This is a genomic window from Nocardia asteroides, from assembly GCF_900637185.1.
Taxonomy (GTDB): domain Bacteria; phylum Actinomycetota; class Actinomycetes; order Mycobacteriales; family Mycobacteriaceae; genus Nocardia; species Nocardia asteroides.
This window is the reverse complement of record NZ_LR134352.1, coordinates 29,073-53,562: the sequence shown is the minus strand read 5'-3', so window position 1 is coordinate 53,562 and position 24,490 is coordinate 29,073. Positions and strand designations below refer to the sequence as shown.

25 protein-coding genes and 3 tRNA genes are annotated in these 24,490 nt (G+C 69.7%); 13 read left to right on the top strand and 15 right to left on the bottom strand.

From position 1 onward, the window contains the following. Positions 1–12 precede the first annotated feature (12 nt). The 5 genes from EL493_RS00275 to EL493_RS00255 form a co-directional block, all read right to left on the bottom strand. Entirely contained in the window at positions 13–837 is an 825-nt protein-coding gene (locus tag EL493_RS00275) for an ABC transporter permease (protein WP_019049425.1), read from the bottom strand. Continuing rightward, entirely contained in the window at positions 834–1,820 is a 987-nt protein-coding gene (locus EL493_RS00270) for a daunorubicin resistance protein DrrA family ABC transporter ATP-binding protein (RefSeq protein ID WP_019049424.1), read from the bottom strand. The genes EL493_RS00275 and EL493_RS00270 overlap by 4 nt, the downstream gene beginning before the upstream one ends. Before the next feature lie 75 nt (positions 1,821–1,895). Next, positions 1,896–3,029 (bottom strand): o-succinylbenzoate--CoA ligase, encoded by a 1,134-nt coding sequence (gene menE / locus EL493_RS00265; protein WP_019049423.1) that lies wholly within the window; start codon positions 3,027–3,029, stop codon positions 1,896–1,898. A gap of 271 nt (positions 3,030–3,300) precedes the next feature. Then, entirely contained in the window at positions 3,301–3,693 is a 393-nt protein-coding gene (locus tag EL493_RS00260; protein ID WP_019049422.1) for a VOC family protein, read from the bottom strand. Between the two features lie 12 nt (positions 3,694–3,705). Continuing rightward, entirely contained in the window at positions 3,706–4,599 is an 894-nt protein-coding gene (locus EL493_RS00255) for a 1,4-dihydroxy-2-naphthoyl-CoA synthase (RefSeq protein ID WP_030201205.1), read from the bottom strand. Positions 4,600–4,740: 141 nt separating this feature from the next. Here EL493_RS00255 and EL493_RS00250 point away from each other — a divergent pair, with 141 nt between their 5' ends. From EL493_RS00250 to menD, 3 genes are all read left to right on the top strand, one after another. Continuing rightward, positions 4,741–5,187, top strand: a complete 447-nt coding sequence (locus EL493_RS00250; protein WP_019049420.1) for a DUF6918 family protein — start codon at positions 4,741–4,743, stop codon at positions 5,185–5,187. A gap of 375 nt (positions 5,188–5,562) precedes the next feature. Continuing rightward, positions 5,563–5,841: a hypothetical protein gene (locus tag EL493_RS00245; protein WP_019049419.1), complete on the top strand. Its 279-nt coding sequence runs from the start codon at positions 5,563–5,565 to the stop codon at positions 5,839–5,841. 249 nt (positions 5,842–6,090) lie between these two features. Beyond that, on the top strand, positions 6,091–7,722 hold the full coding sequence (gene menD / locus EL493_RS00240; protein ID WP_030201202.1) for a 2-succinyl-5-enolpyruvyl-6-hydroxy-3-cyclohexene-1-carboxylic-acid synthase: 1,632 nt from the start codon (positions 6,091–6,093) through the stop codon (positions 7,720–7,722). On the opposite strand, the gene EL493_RS00235 is transcribed toward menD, so the two are convergent. Further along, positions 7,719–7,964 carry a hypothetical protein gene (locus EL493_RS00235; RefSeq protein WP_022566190.1) on the bottom strand — a complete coding sequence of 82 codons (246 nt, stop codon included), beginning with the start codon at positions 7,962–7,964 and terminating at the stop codon, positions 7,719–7,721. The two genes, menD and EL493_RS00235, sit on opposite strands and share 4 nt — an antisense overlap. 156 nt (positions 7,965–8,120) lie before the next feature. On the opposite strand from EL493_RS00235, the gene EL493_RS00230 reads away from it, so the two are divergent. Further along, positions 8,121–8,711 carry a TIGR03086 family metal-binding protein gene (locus EL493_RS00230; protein ID WP_019049416.1) on the top strand — a complete coding sequence of 197 codons (591 nt, stop codon included), beginning with the start codon at positions 8,121–8,123 and terminating at the stop codon, positions 8,709–8,711. Between the two features lie 43 nt (positions 8,712–8,754). Then, positions 8,755–9,510, top strand: coding sequence for a hypothetical protein (locus tag EL493_RS00225; protein WP_019049415.1), 756 nt, complete (start codon positions 8,755–8,757; stop codon positions 9,508–9,510). Here EL493_RS00225 and EL493_RS00220 read toward each other — a convergent pair whose 3' ends face one another. Next, a complete protein-coding gene (locus tag EL493_RS00220; protein WP_019049414.1) occupies positions 9,511–10,122 on the bottom strand; it encodes a TetR/AcrR family transcriptional regulator in 612 nt (203 codons plus the stop codon). 82 nt (positions 10,123–10,204) lie between these two features. On the opposite strand from EL493_RS00220, the gene EL493_RS00215 reads away from it, so the two are divergent. Beyond that, on the top strand, positions 10,205–11,248 hold the full coding sequence (locus EL493_RS00215; RefSeq protein ID WP_019049413.1) for an aldo/keto reductase: 1,044 nt from the start codon (positions 10,205–10,207) through the stop codon (positions 11,246–11,248). Position 11,249: 1 nt separating this feature from the next. Here EL493_RS00215 and EL493_RS00210 read toward each other — a convergent pair whose 3' ends face one another. The 4 genes from EL493_RS00210 to EL493_RS00195 all read right to left on the bottom strand — a co-directional run bounded on the left by EL493_RS00210 (position 11,250) and on the right by EL493_RS00195 (position 18,068). Then, complete coding sequence (locus tag EL493_RS00210; protein ID WP_019049412.1) at positions 11,250–15,479, bottom strand: bifunctional nitrate reductase/sulfite reductase flavoprotein subunit alpha; 4,230 nt, start codon at positions 15,477–15,479, stop codon at positions 11,250–11,252. 186 nt (positions 15,480–15,665) lie between these two features. Beyond that, positions 15,666–16,310 carry a demethylmenaquinone methyltransferase gene (locus EL493_RS00205; RefSeq protein ID WP_019049411.1) on the bottom strand — a complete coding sequence of 215 codons (645 nt, stop codon included), beginning with the start codon at positions 16,308–16,310 and terminating at the stop codon, positions 15,666–15,668. Positions 16,311–16,412: 102 nt separating this feature from the next. Further along, positions 16,413–17,555: a glycosyltransferase family 4 protein gene (locus EL493_RS00200; RefSeq protein WP_022566193.1), complete on the bottom strand. Its 1,143-nt coding sequence runs from the start codon at positions 17,553–17,555 to the stop codon at positions 16,413–16,415. A gap of 72 nt (positions 17,556–17,627) precedes the next feature. Continuing rightward, the gene (locus EL493_RS00195) at positions 17,628–18,068 is read right to left on the bottom strand and encodes a DUF3592 domain-containing protein (protein WP_019049409.1); all 441 of its coding nucleotides are present in this window, start codon (positions 18,066–18,068) and stop codon (positions 17,628–17,630) included. Between the two features lie 24 nt (positions 18,069–18,092). On the opposite strand from EL493_RS00195, the gene EL493_RS00190 reads away from it, so the two are divergent. Next, positions 18,093–18,590, top strand: coding sequence for a DUF2505 domain-containing protein (locus EL493_RS00190; protein WP_019049408.1), 498 nt, complete (start codon positions 18,093–18,095; stop codon positions 18,588–18,590). A 41-nt stretch (positions 18,591–18,631) separates the two neighbouring features. Here the strand turns inward: EL493_RS00190 and EL493_RS00185 are convergent, their stop codons facing one another. From EL493_RS00185 to EL493_RS00175, 3 genes are read right to left on the bottom strand one after another with little or no spacing between them, the layout of a single operon-like run. Then, positions 18,632–19,048: a VOC family protein gene (locus tag EL493_RS00185; RefSeq protein WP_019049407.1), complete on the bottom strand. Its 417-nt coding sequence runs from the start codon at positions 19,046–19,048 to the stop codon at positions 18,632–18,634. 9 nt (positions 19,049–19,057) lie between these two features. Beyond that, entirely contained in the window at positions 19,058–19,522 is a 465-nt protein-coding gene (locus EL493_RS00180; RefSeq protein ID WP_019049406.1) for a helix-turn-helix transcriptional regulator, read from the bottom strand. 51 nt (positions 19,523–19,573) lie between these two features. Then, the gene (locus EL493_RS00175) at positions 19,574–20,839 is read right to left on the bottom strand and encodes a geranylgeranyl reductase family protein (protein ID WP_019049405.1); all 1,266 of its coding nucleotides are present in this window, start codon (positions 20,837–20,839) and stop codon (positions 19,574–19,576) included. Positions 20,840–20,984: 145 nt separating this feature from the next. On the opposite strand from EL493_RS00175, the gene EL493_RS00170 reads away from it, so the two are divergent. Further along, positions 20,985–22,007 carry a polyprenyl synthetase family protein gene (locus tag EL493_RS00170; protein ID WP_030201198.1) on the top strand — a complete coding sequence of 341 codons (1,023 nt, stop codon included), beginning with the start codon at positions 20,985–20,987 and terminating at the stop codon, positions 22,005–22,007. A gap of 37 nt (positions 22,008–22,044) precedes the next feature. Beyond that, a complete protein-coding gene (gene htpX / locus EL493_RS00165; RefSeq protein ID WP_022566195.1) occupies positions 22,045–22,911 on the top strand; it encodes a zinc metalloprotease HtpX in 867 nt (288 codons plus the stop codon). A 120-nt stretch (positions 22,912–23,031) separates the two neighbouring features. On the opposite strand, the gene EL493_RS00160 is transcribed toward htpX, so the two are convergent. Continuing rightward, a complete protein-coding gene (locus tag EL493_RS00160; protein WP_019049402.1) occupies positions 23,032–23,523 on the bottom strand; it encodes a YajQ family cyclic di-GMP-binding protein in 492 nt (163 codons plus the stop codon). Between the two features lie 175 nt (positions 23,524–23,698). On the opposite strand from EL493_RS00160, the gene EL493_RS00155 reads away from it, so the two are divergent. The 4 genes from EL493_RS00155 (at position 23,699) to rpmG (ending at position 24,426) form a co-directional block, all read left to right on the top strand. Further along, a tRNA-Tyr gene (locus EL493_RS00155) sits at positions 23,699–23,781 on the top strand. A gap of 231 nt (positions 23,782–24,012) precedes the next feature. Next, a tRNA-Thr gene (locus EL493_RS00150) sits at positions 24,013–24,085 on the top strand. 58 nt (positions 24,086–24,143) lie between these two features. Next, positions 24,144–24,219 (top strand) — tRNA-Met (locus tag EL493_RS00145). 36 nt (positions 24,220–24,255) lie between these two features. Next, complete coding sequence (gene rpmG / locus EL493_RS00140) at positions 24,256–24,426, top strand: 50S ribosomal protein L33 (protein WP_019049401.1); 171 nt, start codon at positions 24,256–24,258, stop codon at positions 24,424–24,426. The last annotated feature ends 64 nt before the right edge of the window (positions 24,427–24,490 follow it).

The window sequence follows — 24,490 nt, the reverse complement described above, 5'->3', positions numbered from 1 at the left end:
GGCGTGCCGGATTCAGGCCCGGCGCATGTAGGCGCGGACGGTGAGCGGCGCGAACACCGCGATCACCAGCAGCGAGCCGAGCAGCGACCACACCAGGTCACTGCTGTAGATGTTGGCGTTCATCAGGTCTCGGCAGGTGTTGACCATGTAGTACACCGGATTGGCGTGGTTGATCGCCTGCATCCAGCCCGGCATGGTGCTCACCGGGGCGAAGGCGCCGGACATGAACGTCAGCGGGAACATCACCATCATCGAGATGCCCTGTACCGACGCGGCGCTCTTACCGGTGACGCCGACCAGCGCCCACACCCAGCTGATGGCGAACGAGCACACCACGACCACCAGGCAGGCCGCGACGACGCCGGCGAAGCCGCCACCGGGCCGGTAGCCCAGGCACAGCCCGACGATGATCGTCAGCGTGGAGGCGATGCCGTAGCGCACCATGTCGGCCAGCAGCGCGCCCGCCAGGGCCGAGACCCGGGCGATGGGCAGGGATTTGAAGCGATCGAACACGCCCTTGTCCATGTCCTCGCGCAGCTGGGTGCCGGTGACCACCGAGGTGAGCACGACGGTCTGCACGAGGATGCCGGGGATGAGGACGGGCAGGTAGTTGTCGACGCTGCCCGAGATCGCGCCGCCGAAGATGTAGGTGAACAGCGCGGTGAACAGGATCGGCTGCACTGTCACATCGAACAGCTGCTCGGGATTGTGCTTGATCTTGAGCAGGCCGCGGTAGGCCATGGTGAACGAGGTGGAGATCGTCTCGCGCAGGCCCACCCGGTCGCTGACCTGGGCGACGTCGGGGGTGGCCGCGGGAGCGGTGAGGACAGCGGTCATGCCGCGCTCCGTTCGGTGTCGTCGGATTCGTCGGCCGGGTGGCCTGTGATGGTGAGGAAGACCTCGTCGAGGGTGGGCTTGGAGACGGTGATCTCCTCGACCCCGATCTCCCAGTCGCGCAGGCGGATCAGCAGGTCGGCGGTGAGGTTCGGATCCGGCAGCGGCGCGGTGAGCCTGCCCGCCTCCGGGCTGATCTGCGCGGCCACGCCGAGGAAGTCGCCGACGATGCGGCGGGCCTCGTCGAGCTGGGCGCGGTCGAGCAGCGTCAGGTGCACCGAGGAGCCGCCGATGGAGGCCTTGAGCTCGTCGGCGGTGCCGTCGGCGATCACCCGGCCGTGGTCGATCACCGCGATCCGGTCGGCCAGCTGGTCGGCCTCGTCGAGGTACTGGGTGGTCAGCAGGACCGTGGCGCCCTCGCGGACCAGCCTGCGGATGGTGTCCCACATCTGCGCGCGGGTGCGCGGATCGAGACCGGTGGTCGGCTCGTCGAGGAACAGCAGGGGCGGGGTGGAGATCAGGCTAGCCGCGAGGTCCAGCCGCCTGCGCATGCCGCCGGAGAAGTTCTTCAGCGGCTTGTTCGCGGCCTCGGCGAGGTCGAACTCGTCGAGCAGTTCGACGGCCCTGCGGCGGGCGTCGGCCCGGCTCAGGCCGAGCAGCCGGGCGAAGATGATCAGGTTCTCGGTGGCGGAGAGTTCCTCGTCGACCGAGGCGTACTGGCCGGTGACGCCGATCAGCGAGCGCACCGCGTTGGGCCGTTCGACCACGTCGTGGCCGAAGATCCGCGCGCTACCGCCGTCGGGACGCAGCAGCGTCGCCAGCATCCTGATGGTCGTCGTCTTGCCCGCGCCGTTCGGTCCGAGCACGCCGTAGACCGAGCCGCGCGGCACGGCCAGGCTCACTCCGTCCACGGCGCGCTGCTTGCCGAACACCTTGACCAGGCCGTCCGCCTCGACGGCCGGTGCTGTGGTGGGTGTGTAAGTCATGCGACCTACGGTGCCGGGCCCGTCTTGCACGGCCCTTGCGTGGCGATGGCGTCGGCCACGCAAGGGGACGGGGAGTCAGTGTCGCGAGTTCGCCAGCAAGTGTTCGCGCAGGGCCACCCGGTCGGGCTTGCCCGGACCGCGCAGCGGGAGTTCGGCCAGCACCGCCAGCTCCCGGGGCGCGGCGATGGAGTCGAGTTCGGCCACCACATGCGCCCGGATCTCGTCCAGGGTCGGCGCGGCGCCCGGCGCGGGCACGATGGCGACCGCCACCCGCTGACCCAGCCGTTCGTCGGGCAGACCGAGCACCACGCATTCGCTGATCCCGGGGTGATTGGCCAGCACGGCCTCCACCACCTGCGGAATCACCAGCAGGCCGCCGGTCATGATGGCCTCGTCGAGACGACCGGTGATCGAGAGCACGCCGTCGGTGTAGACGCCCGCGTCCTCGGTGCGGAACCAGCCGGGCTCGGCGAAGGCCGGATGATCGGGCAGGTTGCGGTAGCCGCGCGCGATCATGGCGCCACCGAGCAGGACCCGGCCGTCCTCGATGCGCACCTCGGTGCCGTCCAGCGGCACGCCCTCGTAGACGCAGCCGCCGCAGGTCTCGCTCATGCCGTAGGTGCGCACGACGGTGATGCCCGCCTCGCGCGCGCGTTCGTAGACGGGCAGCGGCGTGGCCGCCCCGCCGACGAGCACGCCGTCGAGCTCGGCCAGCGCCTTGGCCGCCACCGGCGAATCCAGCGACTTGATCAGCTGCGTCGGGACCAGCGCGGTGTAGCGGCGCGGCCCGCGCATCGCGGCGACCGCACCGGCCAGCGCCTCGGGCAGGAAACCACCCGACACGTCGAGGACCGTCGGTTCGGTTCCGGCCAGGATGCTGCGCAGCAGCACCTGGATGCCGGCGATGTGATGGGTCGGCAGGGCCAGCAGCCAGCTGCCCGGCCCGCCGAGCCGGTCGTGGGTGGCGTTTCCGCTGGCCCGCAGGGCCTCCGCGCCCAGCAGCGCGCCCTTGGGGATGCCGGTGGTGCCCGAGGTGGTCACCACCAGGGCCACGTCGTCGTCGATCGGGTCGCCAGGCTTCAGCGCGTCGGAGAGCCTGCGCGCCTCACGGCGATCGGTCGTGGGGATGGGCAGCCAGGCCGGGCCGTTGCCGTCGAGGGCCTGGCGCAGATGGGGAAGCACTTCGCCGACACCGGAACCGGTCGGCATCTGCAGCGTCCGCAGTGTCCTACTCACGCCACCACCTCCCGATACAGCCTGTTGCGCTCCCTCACGGCTTCGATCGTGTCATGTGGCCGACGAGACCCGGCCAACGGGTCGGTTTGCCGGGAAACGGTACGAAAGGCATAGCGGCTGCGATTCAGTAGACGGACAGAACTCGCACTGCGGTCCGGACGACGACGGTCGGGCGCTTGCTCGCAGCTATCGTGCGCGGCCGGACCCGGTTCGGCAACTCGGGTCCGGCTCCACAGCCCCTCGTTCACTCCGCCGACCAGCGCGGATCCCGCCGAATCGGGTGTTCGGCGGGAACCTGTACCAGCACGATGGCCACGCCGTCGGGGTCACGCAGCCACATCTCCCACAGACCCCACGGCTCGAGCACGGGCGCGCGCTCGATCGGAATTCCCTTCAGCGCCAACTCCGCCGCCGCGTCGGCGACATCGCGCACCTGCAACCAGATCGCGCCGTCGAAGCGGCCGGGTTCGCCGCTGCCACCGTGCGCGGCGACCTCGAGCAGCCCCTGACCGGCGAAGAACACCGTGCCGCCCGGGTACTCCCTGGCGATCGCCAGGCCGAGGCCGTCCCGGTAGAACGCCAGCGTGGCGGCATAGTCGCTGGGCCGCACGATGATCCGGCTGTTGAGAATGTCCATGGCAGTCCGTTCTCAGAAGTACCAGGGGTAGGGGGTCCAGTCGGGCTCGCGCTTCTCCAGGAACGAGTCGCGGCCCTCCACGGCCTCATCGGTCATATAGGCCATTCTGGTCGCTTCGCCCGCGAAAAGCTGCTGGCCGACCAGGCCGTCGTCGAGCAGGTTGAACGCGTACTTCAGCATCCGTTGCGCCTGGGGCGATTTGCCGTTGATGTCGGCGGTCCACTCCAGGGCGACGTTCTCCAGTTCGGCGTGGTCGACGACCTTGTTCACCGCGCCCATCTGGTGCATCTCCTCGGCCGTGTACGGCCTGCCGAGGAAGAAGATCTCGCGGGCGAACTTCTGCCCGACCATCTTGGCCAGGTAGGCGCTGCCGTACCCGCCGTCGAACGAGCCGACGTCGGCGTCGGTCTGCTTGAACCGCGCGTGCTCGCGCGAGGCCAGCGTCAGATCGCAGACCACGTGCAGGCTGTGGCCGCCGCCGGCCGCCCAGCCGTTCACCAGCGCGATGACGACCTTCGGCATGAAGCGGATCAGCCGCTGCACCTCGAGGATGTGTAACCGGCCCGCGCGGGCCGCGTCGACGGTGTCGGCGGTCTCGCCGCTGGCGTACCGATAGCCGTTGCGGCCGCGGATGCGCTGGTCGCCGCCGGAGCAGAAGGCCCAGCCGCCGTCCTTCGGGCTCGGTCCGTTGCCGGTGAGCAGCACCGCGCCCACATCCGAGGACATCCGCGCGTGATCGAGCGCACGGTAGAGCTCGTCGACGGTGTGTGGACGGAACGCGTTGCGCACCTCCGGCCGGTCGAACGCCACCCGCACCGTGCCCTGCTCGATATGTCGGTGGTAGGTGATGTCGGTCAGGTCCTCGAACCCGGGGACGGGCCGCCACAGCTTCGGATCGAAAGTCACGACCACGATTATTGCCCTACCGTCCGGCGGACCGGTACGAGGTCGTAACACCGCAGCTCGAGCGGTCGGCGCGTGTTTCGCCGACCCTGTGCGTATAGTTGCGGCTGCTCGTTCAACGAACCGATCCGGAGGAACCTGAAAGTGGTTGCAGCGCTGTCTGAATCCCTGCTCGACGACACCAAGCGTCCGGCTTTCCTTGCCGACGCCGTCGAGGTTCTCGACGCCGAGGTCTCGGACAAAGGTGGTGCGTCCGGCCTGGCCGTGAAGGGTGGCTACGCGGCGGTCAAGAAGATCAGCCCGACCATCGTCCCCGACGCGCTGGCCTCGCTGGCGCCGAAGCTGCTCGACCAGCTCCAGCCGTACTGGGCCGAATTCACCACCTCGGGCACCGGCACCTTCGCCGACCTGCTGACCTCGAAGTCCGACGAGGTCGCCGAGTCGCTGCTGGCCGTGACCGACGCCCGCGCCGACGCGTCGAGCCGTCCCGCCCTGCAGAAGGTGTACTCCTCCATGCGTGGTTCGGCCAAGAAGCACGTCGTCGAGGCCCTGCCGCGCGTGGCCGACCTGGTGCAGAAGCACGCGGGCTGAGTCCCCAGCGGGGCGGCCCCCGCGCTGAGATCGTCACGAGAGGCCGGTGCGTGATCGGGTGTCCACCCGGATCGCACCGGCCTTTCGCGTGCCGGGGTGACCACACTCACGCCGGTTTCCGCCGCGCGGGCGCAGGCCCGGTCGGAGCGTGATTCCGGGCGCCGGGCTGTGAGCGAGCACACCCCCGGGGTGAACAGCAGGAAAAATGCGGGTTGCCGTCTTTTCCGTCGGCTCGCGAACGACTGGCTAATGCCGCATCCGATCGATTACGTTGCCCTCGAGCGGTTCGATACAGCTATTTCCCCGGAAATGTTCCTTCCGCTCGGTACGGACGTAAATGACTGCATTGCGCAGGTCGAAAGGAAGTCAGGTTTCATGATCTCTCGCAAGACCCTCGCCGCCGCCGGTTTCACCGCTGCCGCCGCCGTCATGCTCGTCGGCCCGGCCGCCGCCAACGCCGAGACGGGCTCGGGCACCGGATCCGCCGAGCTCGCCGGGCTGTCCTCGGGCTCGGCCGACGTGCTCAGCGGCTCGGCCGCCGGTTCGAGCGTGCTGGAGTCCGGCAGCGGTGCCGTCGACAGCGCCACCTCCGCGGTGCTCAACATCATCGAGTCCGTGACCGGCCTCCAGGGCCTCGCCGCGCCCGCCGAATGATCTGATCGTGCAGTGCCGGCCGCTATTGTTCGACGCGGCCGATAAATCCGGCGGCGGGTGCCGAACCCGCCGCCGGATTTCTTTTCTTTTACCTTCTTATTGCAAAGCTGTGAAAATGCGAGAACCTGTGTCCGGCTATTCTCCGGTATTCGTCGGCCGTGTTCATGGTGGTGCCCTGCGCGGACCCGGTGACGTAGACAACGCGGGCCGGGGGCAGACGGGTGCCGACCGGTCTGACAGTCTGGGATTGTGAATCCGTCAACTGCGCAGGCACGAGTGGTCGTCGACGAGCTCGTGCGCGGCGGCGTCCGCGAGGTGGTGCTGTGTCCCGGATCGCGTAACGCCCCACTGGCCTTCGCCCTGCAGGCAGCCGACGCGGCGGGCCGGTTGCGGCTGCACATGCGCATCGACGAGCGCACCGCGGGCTTCCTCGCGGTCGGCCTGGCGGTGTCGTCCGGACGGCCGGTGCCGGTGGTGATGACCTCGGGTACCGCCGTCGCCAACCTGGGCCCCGCGGTCCTGGAAGCCAACTACGCGCGGGTGCCGCTGATCGTGGTGAGCGCCAACCGGCCCTACGAGATGCTGGGCACCGGCGCCAACCAGACCGTGGAGCAGCTCGGGCTGTTCGGCTCGCAGGTGCGCGCCACCATCAGCCTGGGTCTGGCCGAGGCCGAGGCGGGGGAGTCGGTGTACCCGCGCCAGAACAGCGTGTGGCGATCCTCGGTGTGCCGGGTGCTGGCCGCGGCCCGCGGCACCAGATCCGGCAACGCCGGGCCGGTGCAGTTCGACATCCCGCTGCGGGAACCGCTGGTGCCGGAGCTGTCCGACGATCCGCTGCCCGCAGGCCGCGACGCCGACCGGCCGTGGACCGCCACCCAGTACGCCACCCTCGACGTGCCCCTCGACATCGACCTGACGCCCGACACGGTGGTCATCTCCGGTCACGGCGCGCGGTTGCTGCCCGAACTCGCCGAGCTGCCGACGGTGGCCGAACCCACCGCACCCATGCACGGCCCGGCCCTGCACCCGCTCGCGCTGCCGCTGCTGAAGCCGACGCAGGCGATCATCACCGGCAGGCCCACCCTGCACCGGCAGGTCTCGCGGGTACTGGCCGATCCCGAGGTCACCGTCTTCGCGCTCACCACCGGTCCGCGCTGGCCCGATGTCTCCGGCAATGTCGTCGGCACCGGTACCCGCGCGGTCACCACCGGCGCGCCGCGACCGGAATGGCTCACGCGCTGCGCCGAACTGAACCGGCAGGCCCAGGACGTGGTGCGCGACGAACTCGCGACCCATCCCAAGGCCACCGGCCTGCATGTGGCGGCCGTCGTCATGGACGCGCTGCGGGAGGGCGATCAGCTGCTGCTCGGTGCGTCCAATCCGGTGCGCGACGCCGCGCTGGTCTCCCATCCCCGGCCCGGCGTGCGGGTGCTGTCCAACCGCGGCGTCGCCGGGATCGACGGCACCGTCTCCGGCGCGGTCGGCGCGGCACTGGCCCATCCGGGTCGCACGGTCGCGCTGATGGGCGACCTCACCTTCCTGCACGACGCGTCCGGCCTGCTCATCGGACGCGGCGAACCGCGCCCCGACAACCTGACGATCGTGGTCGCCAACGACGACGGCGGCGGCATCTTCGAGCTGCTCGAACAGGGCGACCCGCAGTACGCGGGCGTCTTCGAGCGGGTCTTCGGTACCCCGCACGGCATGGATCTGGCCGCGCTGTGCGCGGCCTACCGCATCCCACACCGGCAGGTGGACCCCGAGGAACTGGCGGTCGAACTGACCGCGGACGCGCACGGGCTGCGCGTGCTCGAGGTCGCCACCGAGCGGTCCAGCCTGCGCGAACTGCACGCCACCGTGCGCGCGAAGATCGAGGGCTAGGGCTCCTCGCCCTCGTCGAATTCGTCGTCGTAGGGGACCTCGATGGTCTGCTCGAGCACATCGGCCGGATTGGCTCTGTCGGCGTCGCGGTCGACGGTGGCGGCCACCTCGTCGGAGTATTCGGCGGTGTCGAGGTACGCGGGATCGTCCGGATCGTTGCCGGCGAAGGCGGACTGCTCCTGCTCGATCCGGTCGGCCTCGGGGACCTCGTCCAGCGGTCGGGCGGATTCGTAGTCGATCATCGGGTGCTCCTCGGTCGGCGGTCGCACGGGTGTCGCTGATCGTTCCGCCTACCAGGGTGCGCCGATCCCGGCCGCTCGGCAACCCGCTCGGCGATGAGTTCGCGGCGCCCGTGTCGTCTGTACCGGTGTAGGAGTCCGTCTCGTTCAGGAGCGCCCATGGAACCGCAGTTCGACTTCGCCCCCGCCGCCCACACTCTCGGCGCGGTGGTCGCCGGGATCGCCGACGACCAGCTCGACGCGCCCACCCCGTGCGCCGACACCTCGGTGCGCCAGTTGCTCGCCCACGTCGTCGGGCTGACCGAGGCCTTCCGGCAGGCCGCCACCAAGGAATCCGCGGGCAACTCCGCGCCGCCGAGCCTGGACGACGCGTTGCCCGCCGAGTGGCGCGCGCTGATCCCCGCCCACCTCGCGGCGCTCACCGAGGCCTGGCGCGTCCCGGCCGCCTGGGACGGCGACGCGGAGGCGGGCGGCGTGGTGATGCCCGCGCCCGTCATGGCGATGGTCGCGCTCGACGAGGTCACCATCCACGCGTGGGACCTGGCCAGTGCCACCGGGCAAGCCGTGACCGTCGATCCCGGCTACCTGCCGATCCTGCACGAATTCCTGCGCGACACCGACCCGTCGGGCACGCCCGGTCTGTTCGGCCCGGTGGTCGCGGTGCCCGACGACGCGCCCGCCCTCGAACGGCTGCTCGGTCTGACCGGGCGCGACCCCGGTTGGCGCCTCGCTGCGGACCGGGGGGTTTGATACGGTCGCAGCACGTTCGACGTAAAACCTGGGGGGTTTTGTTGTGCTGCAAGTTGTTCTGATTCTGATGGGCCTGGCCGGGTTGTTCTCCTGGATGGCCTTCACCAGTGGCAGTGCGGTGGTGGGGGTGATCTTCGCGCTGCTCGCGCTCGCACCGATCATCGCGATCGTCGTCGTGACGGTGCGCAAACGCACCGGCGCCACCGGTCCGCTGTTCGGCAGGCAATCGCGCGCGGTGGGGGTGATCGCGCTGGTCGTCGTCCTCGGCGCGGTGGGCTACGCGGTGTACTGGACGTTCTGGACGCCCAAGGCGTACGAGGGCACGCTGGCCGAAGTACGCGACATGGAGTCGGCCTGTCACGACATGGGCGGGAAGTTCTTCCCCGGCTCGGCCGAATTCACCGGGCCCGCACCGCATCCGGTGGTCGCCTTCGTGCAGGACCAGGTCGGCGTCTCGCAGGCGGAGCTCGGCGGTTCGCAGACGCCGCGCGAATGGGGCGGCAGCGGCCTGAAACCGGCCGATGTGCAGCTCATCGCCTGCCTCGACGAACCCGACGACGGCCCGTTCCTCACCGACTGCAAGTTCACCAGCAGCAGCCTGCCGCTCTACCAGGGCCGCTACGAGGTGACCATCCGCGAGGCCAGGACCGGCCGCGAGGTCGCCACGGTGCGGATGTCGGGCAAGTCGACGCCCGACTGCCCGTATTCGGTGCTCACCAAGGGCGAGGACCCGAAGATCCACACCGAGCCCGATCTCGCCGAATACCAGCGCGTACTGGGCGGATTCGTCACCAAGTAGCTAGCGGACGAAGGCGCCCCCGATGGTGGCGAGGGTGGCCGCCCGCGCCGACTGGTCGGCGGCCGCCTCGTCGATGGGGTCGCCGCTGGCCAGCAGCCGGTAGTACAGCGGCGCGGAAACCGCCGACAGCACCGCCCTCGGGTCGGTGCCCGGCGGCGCCTCGCCGCGCTCGACGGCGGCCGCCACGCACGGCGCCCACTCGGTGAGCCGGGTGTCGTAGAAGGTGTGCAGTGCGGTGGCGGTGAGTTCGTCGGCGGTGGCCGCGGCGATGACCGCGCGGAACAGGTTGCCCTGGCGGGGATCGGCGAGGGTCTGCGCGACCAGCCGGGCGTTGGCGGTGAGGTCGTCGAGCAGGCTGCCCGCGTCGGAGCGGGGCAGCGACGTCTCGGCCATGTCGACGAGCAGATCGGCGACCAGGCCCGCCGGGGTGCGCCAGCGGCGGTAGACCGTCGTCTTGCCCACGCCCGCCGTCGCGGCGATCTCGGTGAGATCGAGCTGGGCGAAGCCGCGATCGGCGAGCAGGTCCCCGGCCACCTGCAACACCGATTCGCGGACCCGGGCGGTGCGCCCACCTGGGCGAACAGAGCCCGGCCAGGCGATGTCGTGATTCATAACGGAACTCCAGTTTCATTTAGCGCGCGACAGGTGTACTGTCCGAAGTGTTAACGGAACTATAGACCCTTTAGGAGTTCTCATGGAGTACCGGCGGCTCGGCGCATCGGGTCTGATGGTTCCCGCGCTCGGTTTCGGCGCGGGCACCTTCGGCGGACGCGGCGCCCTGTTCAGCGCCTGGGGCGACACCGACGCGGCGCAGGCCAGGCGTCTGGTCGACATCAGCTTGGAGGCGGGCGTCACGCTCTTCGACACGGCCGATGTCTACTCCGAGGGCGCCTCGGAGGAGGTGCTCGGCGCGGCGATCAAGGGCCGGCGCGAGCAGGTGCTGCTGTCCACCAAGTCGGCCCTGCCCACCGGTCCCGGCCCGCACGAGGCGGGCGCGGGCCGGGCCCGGCTGATCCGCGCGGTCGAGGCGTCGCTGCGCCGCCTCGATACCGACTACTTGGACCTGTTCCAGCTGCACGCCTTCGACGCGGGCACCCCGCTGGCCGAAACTCTCACCGCGCTGGACGATCTCGTGCGGGCGGGCAAGATCCGCTACGTCGGCGTCTCCAACTTCGCCGGCTGGGAACTGATGAAGACGCTGTCCACGGCCGAGGCGCTCGGCCTGGAGAAGCCGGTCGCGCACCAGGTGTACTACTCGCTCGTCGGTCGCGACTACGAGTGGGAACTGATGCCGCTGGGCGTCGATCAGGGTGTCGGCGCGATCGTGTGGAGCCCGCTGGGCTGGGGCAGGCTCACCGGCAAGGTGCGCCGGGGTCAGCCGCTCCCCGCGGGCAGCAGGCTGCACGAGACCGCGCAGGCGGGTCCGCCCGTCGAGGACGAGCACCTCTACGACATCGTCGACGTGCTCGACCGGATCGCCGAGGAGACCGGCCGCAGCGTCCCGCAGATCTCGCTCAACTGGCTGCTCACCCGGCCCACGGTCGCCAGCGTTCTCATCGGTGCCCGCAACGAGGAGCAGCTACGCCAGAACCTGGGTGCCGTCGGCTGGCAGCTCGAGCCGGAACACCTGGCCGCGCTCGACGCCGCCAGTGCCACCACGCCGCCGTACCCGTACTACCCGTACCACCGGCTGCCCGACTTCGCCCGGCTGAACCCGCCCGCGGTCCGGGCGGCGTGAATCAGTACACGTCGCGGACGTAGCGCTTCTCGGCGACGAGCTGCTTCTTGAAGGCCAGGGCGCCCGCCTCGTCCAGCTTGCCGTGGATCCGGGCGATCTTCAGCAGGGTGTCGTCGACGTCCTTGGCCATCCGGGCGGCGTCACCGCACACATAGAAGTAGCCGCCCTCGCGCAGCCACGACCACAGCTCGGCGCCGTGCTCGATCATCCGGTGCTGCACGTAGATCCGCTCCCGCTGGTCACGGGAGAAGGCCAGGTCGAGACGGGTCAGGAAGCCGGAACGGAACATGTCCTCGAGTTCGGTCCGGTAGTAGAAGTTCTGGGCGGCGTGCTGGTCGCCGAAGAACAGCCAGTTGCGTCCGGTCGCCCCGACGGCCCGGCGTTCGTGCAGGAACCCACGGAAAGGAGCGATGCCGGTGCCCGGACCGACCATGATCATCGGGGCGTTCGGGTCCAGCGGCGGCCGGAAATGCGGTGCGCGCTGCAGGAAGATCGGCACCTCGGCGCCGGCCCGATCGGCGAGGAAGGTCGAGCACACTCCGCCGCGGCGCGCGGTGTCGCCGGCCGGTTCGCCGTAGCGAACCACACCGACGGTCAGCTGTACCTCGTCCGGGGTGGTCAGCGGGCTCGATGAGATCGAATACTGGCGCGGCTGCAGCTTTTTCAGCGTGCCGAGCCAGTCGACCAGGTCGGTGCGCACCGGGAAGTCACGCAGCACGTCCACCGCCTGGCGGTCCCACAGATAGTTGGCGAGCTCGTTGCGGTTGTCCCGGCGCAGCAGCTTGGCCAGCTGGGGGTGTGGGTTGCGTTCGGCGATGAAGCCGAGCAGGTCCTGGCTCACCTTGGTGATGTCGTAGTGCGACCGCAGCGCCTCGGTGAGGGTGAGTTCACGGTCGTCGAGTTCGATCACGCGGCGACCGTCCAGGCCGGTGGCGGTCAGCCACTCGGTGACCAGCTCGGGGCCGTTGGCGGGCAGCACGCCGAGCGAATCGCCGACCTCATAGCTGGCGTCCAGGTCGTGCAGGTCGAAACCGAAGCGGCGCACCTCTTTCGGCGAGCCGGGCGAGCTGAGGATCTCATTGCGCATGAGCGTCGCGCGCACCGGGGAGTGGCGGGTGAACGGTGCGGGTGCAGACCGCTGGGCGCGGGCGGGTGCGGGGGTGGGGGTGGGTGCGAGTGGGCGTTCCAGCACGATCGCTCCGCCACGGCCCGCAGGCTGCGGCAGCGTGGGGCCCGACACCGGCTGCGGGGCGGGGGAACCGAGGCCGCCGGAGCCGGGCTCGTCCGGCGCGGTGGAGTCGTCCGGGGCGGCGCTGCCGAGTGCGGCGAGCACCTCGTCGAGCCAGCGGTCGGCGGCGTCGGCGAAATCGGGCTCGCTGTCGACGCGGGCCGCCAGCGGCTTGGCGCCACGTTCGGCGAAGAGCCGGTCGAGTTTGCGGCCGTGGCCGCAGAAGTCGTCGTAGGACGAGTCGCCCAGGGCGAACACCGCGTAGCGGACACCGTTGAGCCGGACGATGCTGTCCTCGAGGCGGGTCCAGAAGTCGGCGCCGTTGTCCGGCGGGCCGCCATCGCCGAAGGTGCTGGTGACCAGGAGGATGTCGCCGGTCAGCGCGGACAGTTCGCAGGAATCCATGTCCAGCAGCGTGGGCAGGAAGCCGGCGGCCGACAGGCGTGCGGCGACGGTGGCCGCCAGCTCCTCGGCATTGCCCGTCTGGGAGGCCCACAGCACGGTCACCGGGGCGGCGGGCGTGGGCTCGGTGGCGGGGTCGGCCGCCGTGCGTGAGTACATGCCGGCCAGCAACCCGTCGACCCACAGCCGGGACTGCGCCGACAGCGGTGCGCCGGCCGGTAGCACCGGCTGGCCGGTCACCGGCAGCGATTGCAGGGCGGCCAGGTAGCCGCCGAGGTAGATGCGTTCGGTTTCGCTGAGCGTCGGCGCGGTGCCCGCGTCCAGGCCGAGGATCCCGGCCAGCGGGTGCGGGCCCGGCTGCGCGGGCAGCTGGACGGGCTGGGCCGGTGCCTGCTCGGGCGCGGTGGCCGGGCCCACCCGGCGCAGCGCCACCGCGCACGCCTTGAACTCCGGCTGGAGCGAGGCGGGGTCGACGGCGTCGTTGGTGACCGCGTTGATCGTCAGATATTCGCCCTGTTCGTCGTTCCAATGGAAAGGAGCAAAGCAATCACCGGGACGAACCCGATCACTGATCTGCACCGGCAGCACGGCGCGGCCGCGGCGCGAGGCGATCTCGAGCTGATCGCCGGAGGCGAGGCCGAGGCGCTGCGCGTCGTCGGGATGCACCTCGACGAACGGCGTGCCGTTGAGCTTGGTCAGCTTGGCGACCTTGCCGGTCTTGGTCATGGTGTGCCACTGATGCTGCAGGCGGCCCGTGTTCAGCAGGAACGGATAGTCGTCGTCGGGCAGCTCGGCGGCGGGCAGGTGCGGGCGCGCGAAGAACACGGCCCGCCTGCTCGGGGTCGCGAAGGCCAGGCGCGGCACGGTGCCGTCGGCGGCCGTGTGCAGCGGCTGGTGCACACCGTCGTTGACGTAGCGGATCGGGTTGCGCGGCGTCTCGGCGTCGGCGCACGGCCACTGCATCGGGCCCTCGCGCAGCCGGTCGTAGCTCATGCCGCTCAGGTCGTAGCCGGTGGCCGGGTTGGTGAAGCGGCGCAGTTCGTCGAACACGTCGGCGCTGGAGGCGAAGTCGAAGCCGGGGAAGCCCATGGCCGTGGCGACCTGCGCGATCAGCAGCCAGTCCGGGCGCGCGTCGCCGACCGGGTCCACCGACTGCCGCAGCAGCGTCACGTTGCGTTCCGAATTCACCATCACCGCGTCGGCTTCGGCCCACAGTGTGGCGGGCAGCAGCAGGTCGGCGTAGGCGTTGGTGGCCGTTTCGGTGTAGGCGTCCTGCACCACCACCAGTTCGGCCGCTTCCAGCCCCGCGATCACGGTCTTGCGGTTGGCCACGGTGGCGACGGGGTTGGTGCAGATGATCCAGGCGCCTTTGATCTCGCCGTCGGCCAGCCCGCGGAACATGTCGATGGTGCCGGGGCCGGCCTCGGTCCGCAGTGTGCCCGCGGGCAGGTCCCACGCGGTCTCGACGAAGGTGCGATCGGCGGGGGAGAGCAGGCTGCGCTGACCGGGCAGGCCGGGGCCCATGTACCCCATCTCGCGGCCGCCCATGGCGTTGGGCTGGCCGGTGAGCGAGAACGGACCGCTGCCGGGGCGGCAGATGGCGCCGGTCGCCAGGTGCAGGTTGACCAGGGCGTTGGTGTTCCAGGTGCCGTGGGTGGACTGGTTCAGTCCCATCGTCCACAGCGACATCCACTCACCCGCCTCGGCGATCATCGTGGCCGCGGTCCGGATGTCGGCCTCGGCCAGCCCGGTCAGCTCGGCGACCCGGGCGGGCGGGTAGTCGGCGAGGAACTCGGGCATGGCGTCCCAGCCCTCGGTGTGCTCGGCGATGAAGCCGGCGTCGATCGCGCCGTCGGCGACGAGCAGGTGCAGCAGGCCGTTGAGCAGTGCCAGGTCGGTGCCGGGCGCGATCTGCAGGAACAGGTCGGCGCGCGCCGCGGTCTCGGTGCGGCGCGGGTCCACCACGATGAGCTTGGCGCCCGCCTTGAGCCGCTCGGCCATCCGCAGGAACAGGATCGGGTGGCAGTCGGCCATGTTCGCGCCGGAGACGAAGAACAGGTCGGCGTGTTCGAAGTCGTCGTAGGAGCCGGGCGGGCCGTCGGCGCCGAGCGACTGCTTGTAGCCGGTGCCGGCACTGGCCATGCACAGCCGCGAATTGGCCTCGATGTGTTTGGTGCGCAGGTAGCCCTTGGCCAGCTTGGTCGCCAGGTACTGGGCCTCCAGCGACATCTGCCCGGAGACATAGAGGGCGATGGCGTCGGGGCCGTGCTCGTCCAGGATCGCGCGCAGCCGGGCCGCGGTCTCGTGGACGGCCTCGTCGACCGGGAGCGGCACGGGCACCTGGCCGCGCTCGGGGCGGTGATAGGCGGTCTCCATGCGACCCGGCGCGGCCATCATCTCGGCATGGGTGGCGCCCTTGGTGCACAGCCTGCCCGCGTTCGCCGGATGCAGCTTGTCGCCGCTGACCTTCGCGATCAACCGCGCGCCCGACTGATCAGTCTTGGTCTGGACGCTGATGCCGCAGCCGACGCCGCAGTACGAACACTGTGTCCGCACAGTGTCCGCGTCGCGGAAGTCAGCTCCTGTCATGGCTCCGATCATCCGCACCTGTCGTTGCGCTCGATTTACCGAACGTTATGTCCAGGTGACAATCGACCTCACACGTCAGAATTTTCCCTGTGAGGTCGCGCCGTGAATATCGGCCCTGATCAGGGCGCATTCCGGTGGGCGGGCACGGTGACGCGGCGGCCCGGGGTGACGGGACTCACCCCGGGACATCCGGGTGCGTCAGCCCAGTTTGTAGCCGCGGTGCAACGCCACCACGCCACCGGTGAGGTCACGCCACTGCACCGAATCCCAGCCCGCGTCGGCCACCCGCCGGGCCAGCCTGCGCTGGTTCGGCCACGCGCGGATGGACTCGGCCAGGTACACGTACGCGTCCGGATTCGAGCTGACCGCGCGCGCCACCCGCGGCAGCGCCTTCATCAGGTACTCCATGTAGACCGTGCGGAACGGCCCGAACACCGGGGTGGAGAACTCGCACACCACCAGCCGGCCACCCGGCTTGGTCACCCGCAGCATCTCGCGCAGCGCCAGATCGATGTCGGCCACATTGCGCAGGCCGAAGGAGATGGTCACCGCGTCGAAGGAGTCGTCGGCGAACGGCAGCGCCATCGCGTCGCCCGCCACCATCGGCACCTGCCGGAACCGGCCCGCGGACAGCATGCCCTGGGAGAAGTCGGCGGCCACGCACCAGGCACCGGACTTGCCCAGCTCCACCGTGGAGACGCCGGTACCGGCGGCCAGGTCGAGGACCCGCTCACCGGGACGCAGCCCGAGCGCGCGTCGCGTCGCCCACCGCCAGTATCGATCCTGGCCCGCGGAGATGACCGTGTTGGTGAGGTCGTAGCGCTTGGCCACTCCGTCGAACATCGACGCGACCTCGTGGGGTTGCTTGTCCAGCGAAGCCCGAATCGGTTCCCGCTGCTCTGTTGTCGCCACGAATCGAGCTTATCCGCCCGCGCTCGCGCGCCTCTAGGCCGAGCGCGGCAATCGGTGGCGGATCCCCGTCACATCGGTGTAGTGCGTCATCAGCTCGGCGCAGATGGCCGGCCAGGTGCGGTGCAGCACCGATTTGCGGGCCGCCGCCGCGAACCGTGCGCGCTGTCCGGGATCGCGCAGTGCCGACACCGCGCTCGGCAGCAGCTCGGCGAACCGGTCCACCGGCAGCAGGTATCCGTTGCGGCAGTGCGCGATCAGATCGCGCGGCCCGCCCGCGTCGGGCCCGATCACCGGGACCCCCGAGGACAGGGCCTCCTGCACGCCCTGGCAGAAGGTCTCGTGCTCGCCGGGATGCACCATCACATCGAGGCTGGCGTAGTGCGTGGCCAGTTCGGTCCCGCCCAGCTCGCCGGTGAACACCGCGTTCGGCAGCAGCCTGCCCAGCCGCGCCCGTTCCGGCCCGGCGCCGACCACGACCAGCTGGATCGACGGGTCACCGGCCAGCGCGGCCAGCCGTTCCACGTGCTTCTCCGGAGCGAGCCTGCCCACGAAGCCGACGACCAGCTTGTCCGTGGCGCCCAGCCAGCTTGCGCGCAGTGCGTCGCTGCGGGCGGCGGGGTCGAACCGGCCGATGTCGACGCCGCGGCCCCAGCGGTGCACCCGCGGGATGCCGTGGTCGGCCAGGTCCTGCGCGGCGGCCGAGGACGGTGCCAGCGTGCGCGTCGCGCCCTCGTGGATCCGGCGCGTCCACGCCCAGGCCGCCCGGGTGGCCAGGCCCAGCCCGTAACTCTTCGCGAATCCGGCCACATCGGTCTGGTACACCGCGATCGAGGGCAGATCCAGCCGGGTCGCCGCGGCCAGGCCGCCCGCGCCGAGCAGGAACGGCGAGGCCAGGTGCACCACATCTGGGTCGAAGGCGGCGATCGCGGCGGTGATGCCCGGCTGCGGCAGCCCCACCGGCAGCGAACTGACCTTCGGCACCATCATCGCGGGCACCCGGTGCACCGGGAATCGGCCGTGGAAGCGGGGTGCGGGCGCGACGCCGCGCAGCGTGTCCGGCGCCACGATCATCGCCTCGTGTCCGTGCTCGTCCAGATGGTCGAGCACCCGCAACACCGAGTTGACGACGCCGTTCATGTTCGGCAGGAAGGACTCCGCAACGATGGCTACGCGCACCGTCCCAGCCTGACCGCCGGACCGCGCGAGCGCCCCACACCGACGTGACGCCGGGACGAACAGCAGGGAAAGTTACGCCTCGCGCCGCTTGCGCCGGATCAGCCACAGCACGGGCAGCGCCACCGCCCAGACCACCACGATCACCGACGCCGCCGGGATGATCGCCACCCTGGCATCGCGCCCGGCGACCCGCACCAGGTCGGGATCACGCGTGCTGTATTCGACATTGATGCGCTGACCCGCGGTGAGATTGGTCGGGTACAGGATGCCGACCTTCGGATTGTGGGTGACGCTGTCGGGCGTCACGTACATGACCGCCGAGCGCAGCCTGCCCGCCGAGAGCACCTCCCCGGAGGTGGTGCCGCGATGATGCTCGATCTCGAAGTCGTTGCGCCAGGCCGCGAGTACCAGCAGCACCATCATCACGCTGATCACGGTGGCCACGGCCAGCACGGTCGCGCGCACCCGTCGCAGGCGCTTGGACCGCCGGTCCGACAGGCTCACATCCGACACCCGGCACACAGTACCGTTGCCGCCATGTCCCGAAAATTCAGCTTCACCGTGCCCTACGCAGTCCCGGTCGAAGATCTTCACCGGGCACTCGTCGACGATGCGGTCTGGCAGGAGCGATTCGCCTCCGCCGAGACCGCGACCCTGGAACTCTCCCATCCCGACGGACCGGGTTCCATTCGCCTCCATATGACCGAAACGCCGGGTCAGGACAAGGTTCCCGGCCTGGTGCGCAAAGTTCTCAAGAGCGATCTGGTGCTCTCCCGCACCGACAACTGGCAGCCGCTGCAGGGCGAGGTCGCCAAGGGCAGCTTCACCGGCCGCACCGGTGGCATCAACACCGAGATGTCGGGCACCTACGAACTGCGCCCGACCGCCGAGGGCAGTGAGATCGAGGTCGTCGGCACCGTCACCGTGAAGGTGCCGCTGGTCGGCGGCGCCATCGAGCCACTGGCCGAGCAGCTGCACCAGCGGGTGCTCAACAGCGAGCGCAAGTTCATCGAGAGCCGCTTCGCGACGAAGTGACGGCCCGGGTGCCGCCCGTATCGCCGGGCGGCACCCACGGCTCAGGCGCTCGGTTCGACCAGAACCAGCCAGTTGCCCGAGTTGTCCCGGATGATCGCCTCGGTCCCATACGGTCGCGCCGCGGGCGGCTGAACGAACTCCACGCCCTTGGCGGTGAGCTCCTCGAAGGTCTTCTGGCAGTCCGCGGTGCGCAGTCCGAGGGCACCGTGGGTGCCATCGGCGAGGGCGCGCCGGATGGCGTCGGCCAGGTCGTCGGTGAGCGGCGGGCCGGGCACCATCAGGGTGACCTCGAGTTCGGTGTGGTCGGGGTGGGCGATGGTGACCCAGCGGAACCCGTTGTCGCCCATGCTCACATCCGCGGTCTCGACGAAGCCGAGCTTGTCGAGGTACCACTGCTTGGCGGCATCCTGATCGGTCACATACACCGTGACCAGGGAAACGTTCGTGATCGTCGTCATGATCCGAGGCTAGGACGGGTCGGGGCCGCTCGGCTTCTCCGAAATTGCGGTGTCGCGCCGGACCCGGTCCGACAGCCCGTGCATGAAGACGTAGCAGCCCGGAATGTGTGGCGCGCCGTCGGCGAACCGAGCTTGGTATTCGCTCGGTGTCACCCCGACGAGCTGCCGGAACTTGCTGCTGAACGAGCCGAGACTCGAGTACCCGACCAGCATGCACACCTCGGTGACGGTCAGATTGGTCGCCCGCAGCAGGTCCTGCGCCCGCTCGATCCGCCGCTCGGCCAGATATGCCACCGGCGTACGTCCGTAGACGGCGGCGAACGCGCGCAAGAAGTGGTACTTCGACACCCCGGCGGCCCGGGCGAGTTCGTCCAGCTCGAGCGGGTCCGCGTAGCGCTTGTCGATCAGGTCGCGCGCCCGGCGCAGATGCGGCAACAGGGCCAGGACCGGACGTCGCGCGGTGCCGCTCACCATGGCCCCGCGCTGGGGGCCGTGCCGTGGATCGTCCGGCGGGCGGTCATCGGCTCACGAGAACGGGGGCAGCTCGTCGGAACGCAGCGAGGCCCGGCCCGCGGCCCGCCAGGCGCGGGCGGTGAGGTCGACGTCTTCGTCGGTGACCAGATTGCCCATCACCCGAACGGCCGTGCGCTGCAGGAACTTCGACCGCATCACCGGCGGACCGCCCAGCGGGACCATCTTCGTGTGGGTGGCCAGCCCCGCCAGCCTGCGCGCCACCGAGAAGGTGCGGCCGTAGCGTTCGCGCAGCAGCCGCGGCCACACCGTGCTCAGATCGGGCTCGTCGAGCAGCCCGGCCAGCATGTGCCCGCCTTCCAGGCCGTAGTCGATGCCCTCGCCGTTGAGCGGGTTCACGCAGCCCGCGGCGTCACCGACCAGCGCCCAGTTCACCCCGGCCACGTTCGACACCGCGCCGCCCATCGGCAGCAGCGCCGAGGCGACGGCACGCAGCTCGCCCTCGAGCTCCCATTCCTCCCGCCGCAGCCGGGTGTAGTGCTCGATCAGCGGCTTGAGCGCGATGTGCGAGGGCCGCTGCTCGGTCGCCAGCGAACCCACGCCGATGTTCACCTCGCCGTTGCCCAGCGGGAAGATCCAGCCGTAGCCGGGGACCAGCTCGTCGGCGGCGTTGCGCAGTTCCAGGTGCGAGGAGATCCACTGGTCGTCGCTGCGGCCGGACTTGATGTAGGCGCGCGCGGCGGTGCCGTAGGCGTAGCGGCGATGCCAGGTGCGGCCCAGCTGCTTGCCGATGGGGGAGCGGACGCCGTCGGCCACCACCAGGACTCGGCAGCGCACGGTGTGGGTGGCCTCGCCGATCCGCACCGTCACCCCGGTGACCCGCTCGCCGTCGCGCAGTACCTCGGTGACCTTCGCGCCGTCGACCATCCGCGCGCCGGATTTGATCGCGGTCTCGCGCAGCTTGTCGTCGAGTTCGGTTCGGGGGACGGCGCTCCCGTAGGTCGGGAACGACCCGCCCGGCCACGGCAGCAACGCTTCCCGGCCGAATCCTGCCATCCGCAGGCCGTGGTTCACCGTGTGCGCGCGCAGCCACTCGCCCAGACCCAGGTGTTCCATCTCGGCGGTGGCGCGCGGGGTCAGCCCGTCGCCGCAGGTCTTGTCCCGGGGGAAGACGGCGGAATCGAGCAGCAGCACATCGCGTCCGGCCCTGGCGGCCCAGGCCGCCGACGCCGACCCGGCGGGCCCGGCCCCCACGACGAGCACCTCGACGGTGGCGGGCAGCGGAGCGCGGTCGGCGGGGGTGAGATCCGGTGAACCCATGGCTCAATACTGGCACCCCCGGCCGCTGTGCGAGAGTGTCGGGTACACCGGGAATAGTCACTGTGTGACCGTGTTCATCGGCCCTGGCGCCGGAACACGCTAGGTTGCTACCCGTCGGGGTCGGACGCATCGCTGGGAGAAGATAATGAGCACATCGGCTGTGAGCGACGAGAGCACCGTGGTTGCCGGGGTAGATCTCGTCGATCCCGAACTCGCCGCCACCGTGCGCGACGGCCTGGCCGCGGTCGAGAAACTGCTCGTCGACGAACTCTCCGACGGCGAGGAATTCCTGCAGGAAGCGGCGCTGCACCTGGCGCGCGCCGGCGGTAAACGGTTCCGTCCGCTGTTCACCGTGCTCACCGGTCAGCTCGGCCCCAATCCCACCGATCCGGCGCTGGTCACCGCGGGCACCGTGGTGGAGCTGGTGCACCTGGCGACGCTCTACCACGACGACGTCATGGACGAGGCGCCGCAGCGGCGCGGCGCGGTGAGCGTCAACGCGCGCTGGGGCAACAACATCGCCATCCTGGCCGGCGACTACCTGTTCGCCCACGCCTCCCGCCTCACCTCCACCCTCGGCCCCGACGCGGTCCGCATCATCGCCGAGACCTTCGCCGAGCTGGTCACCGGCCAGATGCGGGAAACCATGGGCGCCAAGCAGTCCCAGGATCCGGTGGAGCACTACCTGCGCGTGGTCTGGGAGAAGACCGGGTCGCTGATCGCGGCCGCGGGCCGGTTCGGCGGCACCTTCTCCGGCGCGGGCCCCGAGCACGTCGAACGGCTGGCCCGGCTCGGCGACGCGGTGGGCACCGCCTTCCAGATCTCCGACGACATCATCGACATCTCGTCCTCGGCCGAGCAGTCCGGCAAGACCCCCGGCACCGATCTGCGCGAGGGTGTGCACACCCTGCCGGTCCTCTACGCGCTGCGCGAGTCCGGCCCCGACAGCGACCGCCTGCGCACGCTGCTCGACCACCCCCTGGAAACCGACGCCGAGGTCGACGAGGCGCTGGAACTGCTGCGTCGCTCACCCGGCATGGCCAAGGCCAAGGCCAAGCTCCAGGAATACGCCGACCTCGCCGACGCCGAACTGAGCGCCCTGCCCGCGGGCCCGGCCAACGAGGCACTGACCCGCCTGGTCCGCTACACCATCGAACGGGTAGGCTGAGCAGGAACTATCCCAGCTGCACACACGTTCTACCTCCATGCCCAATGGGATCAAGACGTTTGGATTGATGGTCGGGCTGTCGGCGCTGATCGTCGCCATCGGGGCGATGTTCCGCAGCCCGACAATCCTGATCATCTCGGTCGTGCTCGCCGTCGGCATGAACGCCTACGCCTACTTCAACAGCGACAAGCTGGCCTTGAAGGCGATGCACGCGCAACCGGTCAGCGAACTCGAGGCGCCGGTCATGTACCGGATCGTGCGCGAGCTCGCGACGACGGCCAGGCAGCCCATGCCGCGGCTCTACATCAGTCCGACCAACGCGCCCAACGCGTTCGCCACCGGCCGCAATCCCCGGCACGCCGCGGTGTGCTGTACCAGCGGCATTCTGCAACTGCTCGACGAGCGGGAGCTGCGCGCGGTGCTCGGGCACGAGCTGTCGCACGTCTACAACCGCGACATCCTGATCTCGTCGGTGGCGGGCGCCATGGCCTCGATCATCACCGGCCTGGCCAATATGGCCTTCTTCGCCAGTTCGTTCGGCAGCAGGGACGGTCAGGGCCCGAACATCATCGCCGTGCTGCTGGTGTCGCTGCTCGGCCCGATCGCCGCGGGCCTGATCAAGATGGCGGTGTCGCGCTCCCGGGAGTACCAGGCCGACCAGTCCGGCGCCGAACTCACCGGCGACCCGCTGGCCCTGGCCTCGGCGCTGCGCAAGATCGAACGCGGCGTCCAGGTGGCCCCGCTGCCGCCGGACCCCAAACTCACCAGCGAATCGCACCTGATGATCGCCAACCCGTTCCGCGCCGGCGACCGCATCGCGCGCTGGTACAGCACGCACCCGCCGATGGACGAGCGCATCAAGCGACTCGAGGAGATGGCGGGCGGCACCCACCGTCACCACTGAGGTGACCACCACGTTTTCGGCCGCCTCGCCGCCGAGTAGCGAGACGTAACGCCGAAGGCGAAGTATCGCTGCTCGGCGGCGAGGTCACCAGGCCGAAAACCCGCGGCGCCAGCCGCCAAATTATCTATAGTTCACGAACTGCAGGGCGATCCCGAAGTCCTCGCCCTTGAGCAGGGAGATCACGGCCTGCAGGTCGTCGCGCTTCTTGCTGCTCACCCGCAGCTCCTCGCCCTGGATCTGCGCCTTCACGCCCTTGGGGCCCTCGTCGCGAATCTTCTTGGAGATCTTCTTGGCCTTCTCCGCGTCGATGCCCTGCACCAGCGTGCCGGTGATCTTGAACACCTTGCCCGAGGCCTGCGGCTCGCCGGCGTCGAACGCCTTCAGCGAGATGTCGCGGCGGATGAGCTTCTCCTTGAACACCTCGAGCGCGGCCTTCACCCGCTCCTCGGCGTTGGCGGTGAGCACGATGGCTTCCTCGCCCGACCACGCGATCGCCGCGTCGGTGCCCTTGAAGTCGTAGCGGGAGTTCAGCTCCTTCTCCGCCTGATGCAGCGCGTTGTCGACCTCCTGGCGATCGACCTTGCTCACCACGTCGAATGACGAATCGGCCACACTGCGCTCCTGTCCCTCAGGGTCTGACAACGGTTGGACCGGCGTGTACCGGCCGCCGAGACAGTTGTACCCGCATCCCCTCGCCGACCGTGCTCGCAGGGTCGTTGTGCAGGCGGTTTGCATTGTGGGTGTGGGTTCGTTGTAAGCTGCTCAGCGCACCGGAAACGGCGCACAAGGCAGATTGCCCGAGCGGCCAATGGGAGCAGACTGTAAATCTGTCGGTGAAAGCCTACGTAGGTTCGAATCCTACATCTGCCACATCGAACCCCGTCGATCATCAGATCGGCGGGGTTCTTTGGTATCCGGGGCAGGGCTGGAGCCGCTCGATACCGTGCGCCCGTGCGATGCTGTCGGCCTAGATGCCCAAAAACGGCCCTTGATCAGGCGATTTGGTAGTGCTGCGGGGTAGTGTGTAATCTCGTTCAGGACGCCGGAGCACGGAGTCAGCCTGACCGGTTCGCCGGTACAGACTCTGTGCCACGTAGTCATGCCCCCTTAGCTCAGTCGGCAGAGCGTTTCCATGGTAAGGAAAAGGTCAACGGTTCGATTCCGTTAGGGGGCTCGCCGGATTGCCGGTGGTTGCCGACTTTCCCGCCGGCCCACCGTAATAGGTCCGCCGTGGCGGTGTAGCTCAGTCGGTAGAGCAAACGACTCATAATCGTTGTGTCGCCGGTTCAAGTCCGGCCATCGCTACCAATAACGACTCAGCCCAGACCGGAAAGAAGGCATATCGTGGCCGCGAAGTCCACCGATGTCCGGCCAAAGATCACCTTGGCCTGCGAAGAGTGCAAGCACCGCAACTACATCACCAAGAAGAACCGGCGCAACGACCCGGACCGCCTCGAGCTGAAGAAGTTCTGCCCGAACTGCGGAACCCACCGGGCGCACCGCGAGTCGCGCTGATTCACCACAGCATTTGCCGAAGGCCGGACGAGAGTCCGGCCTTTGTGCGTTTCCGGGCCGGAAC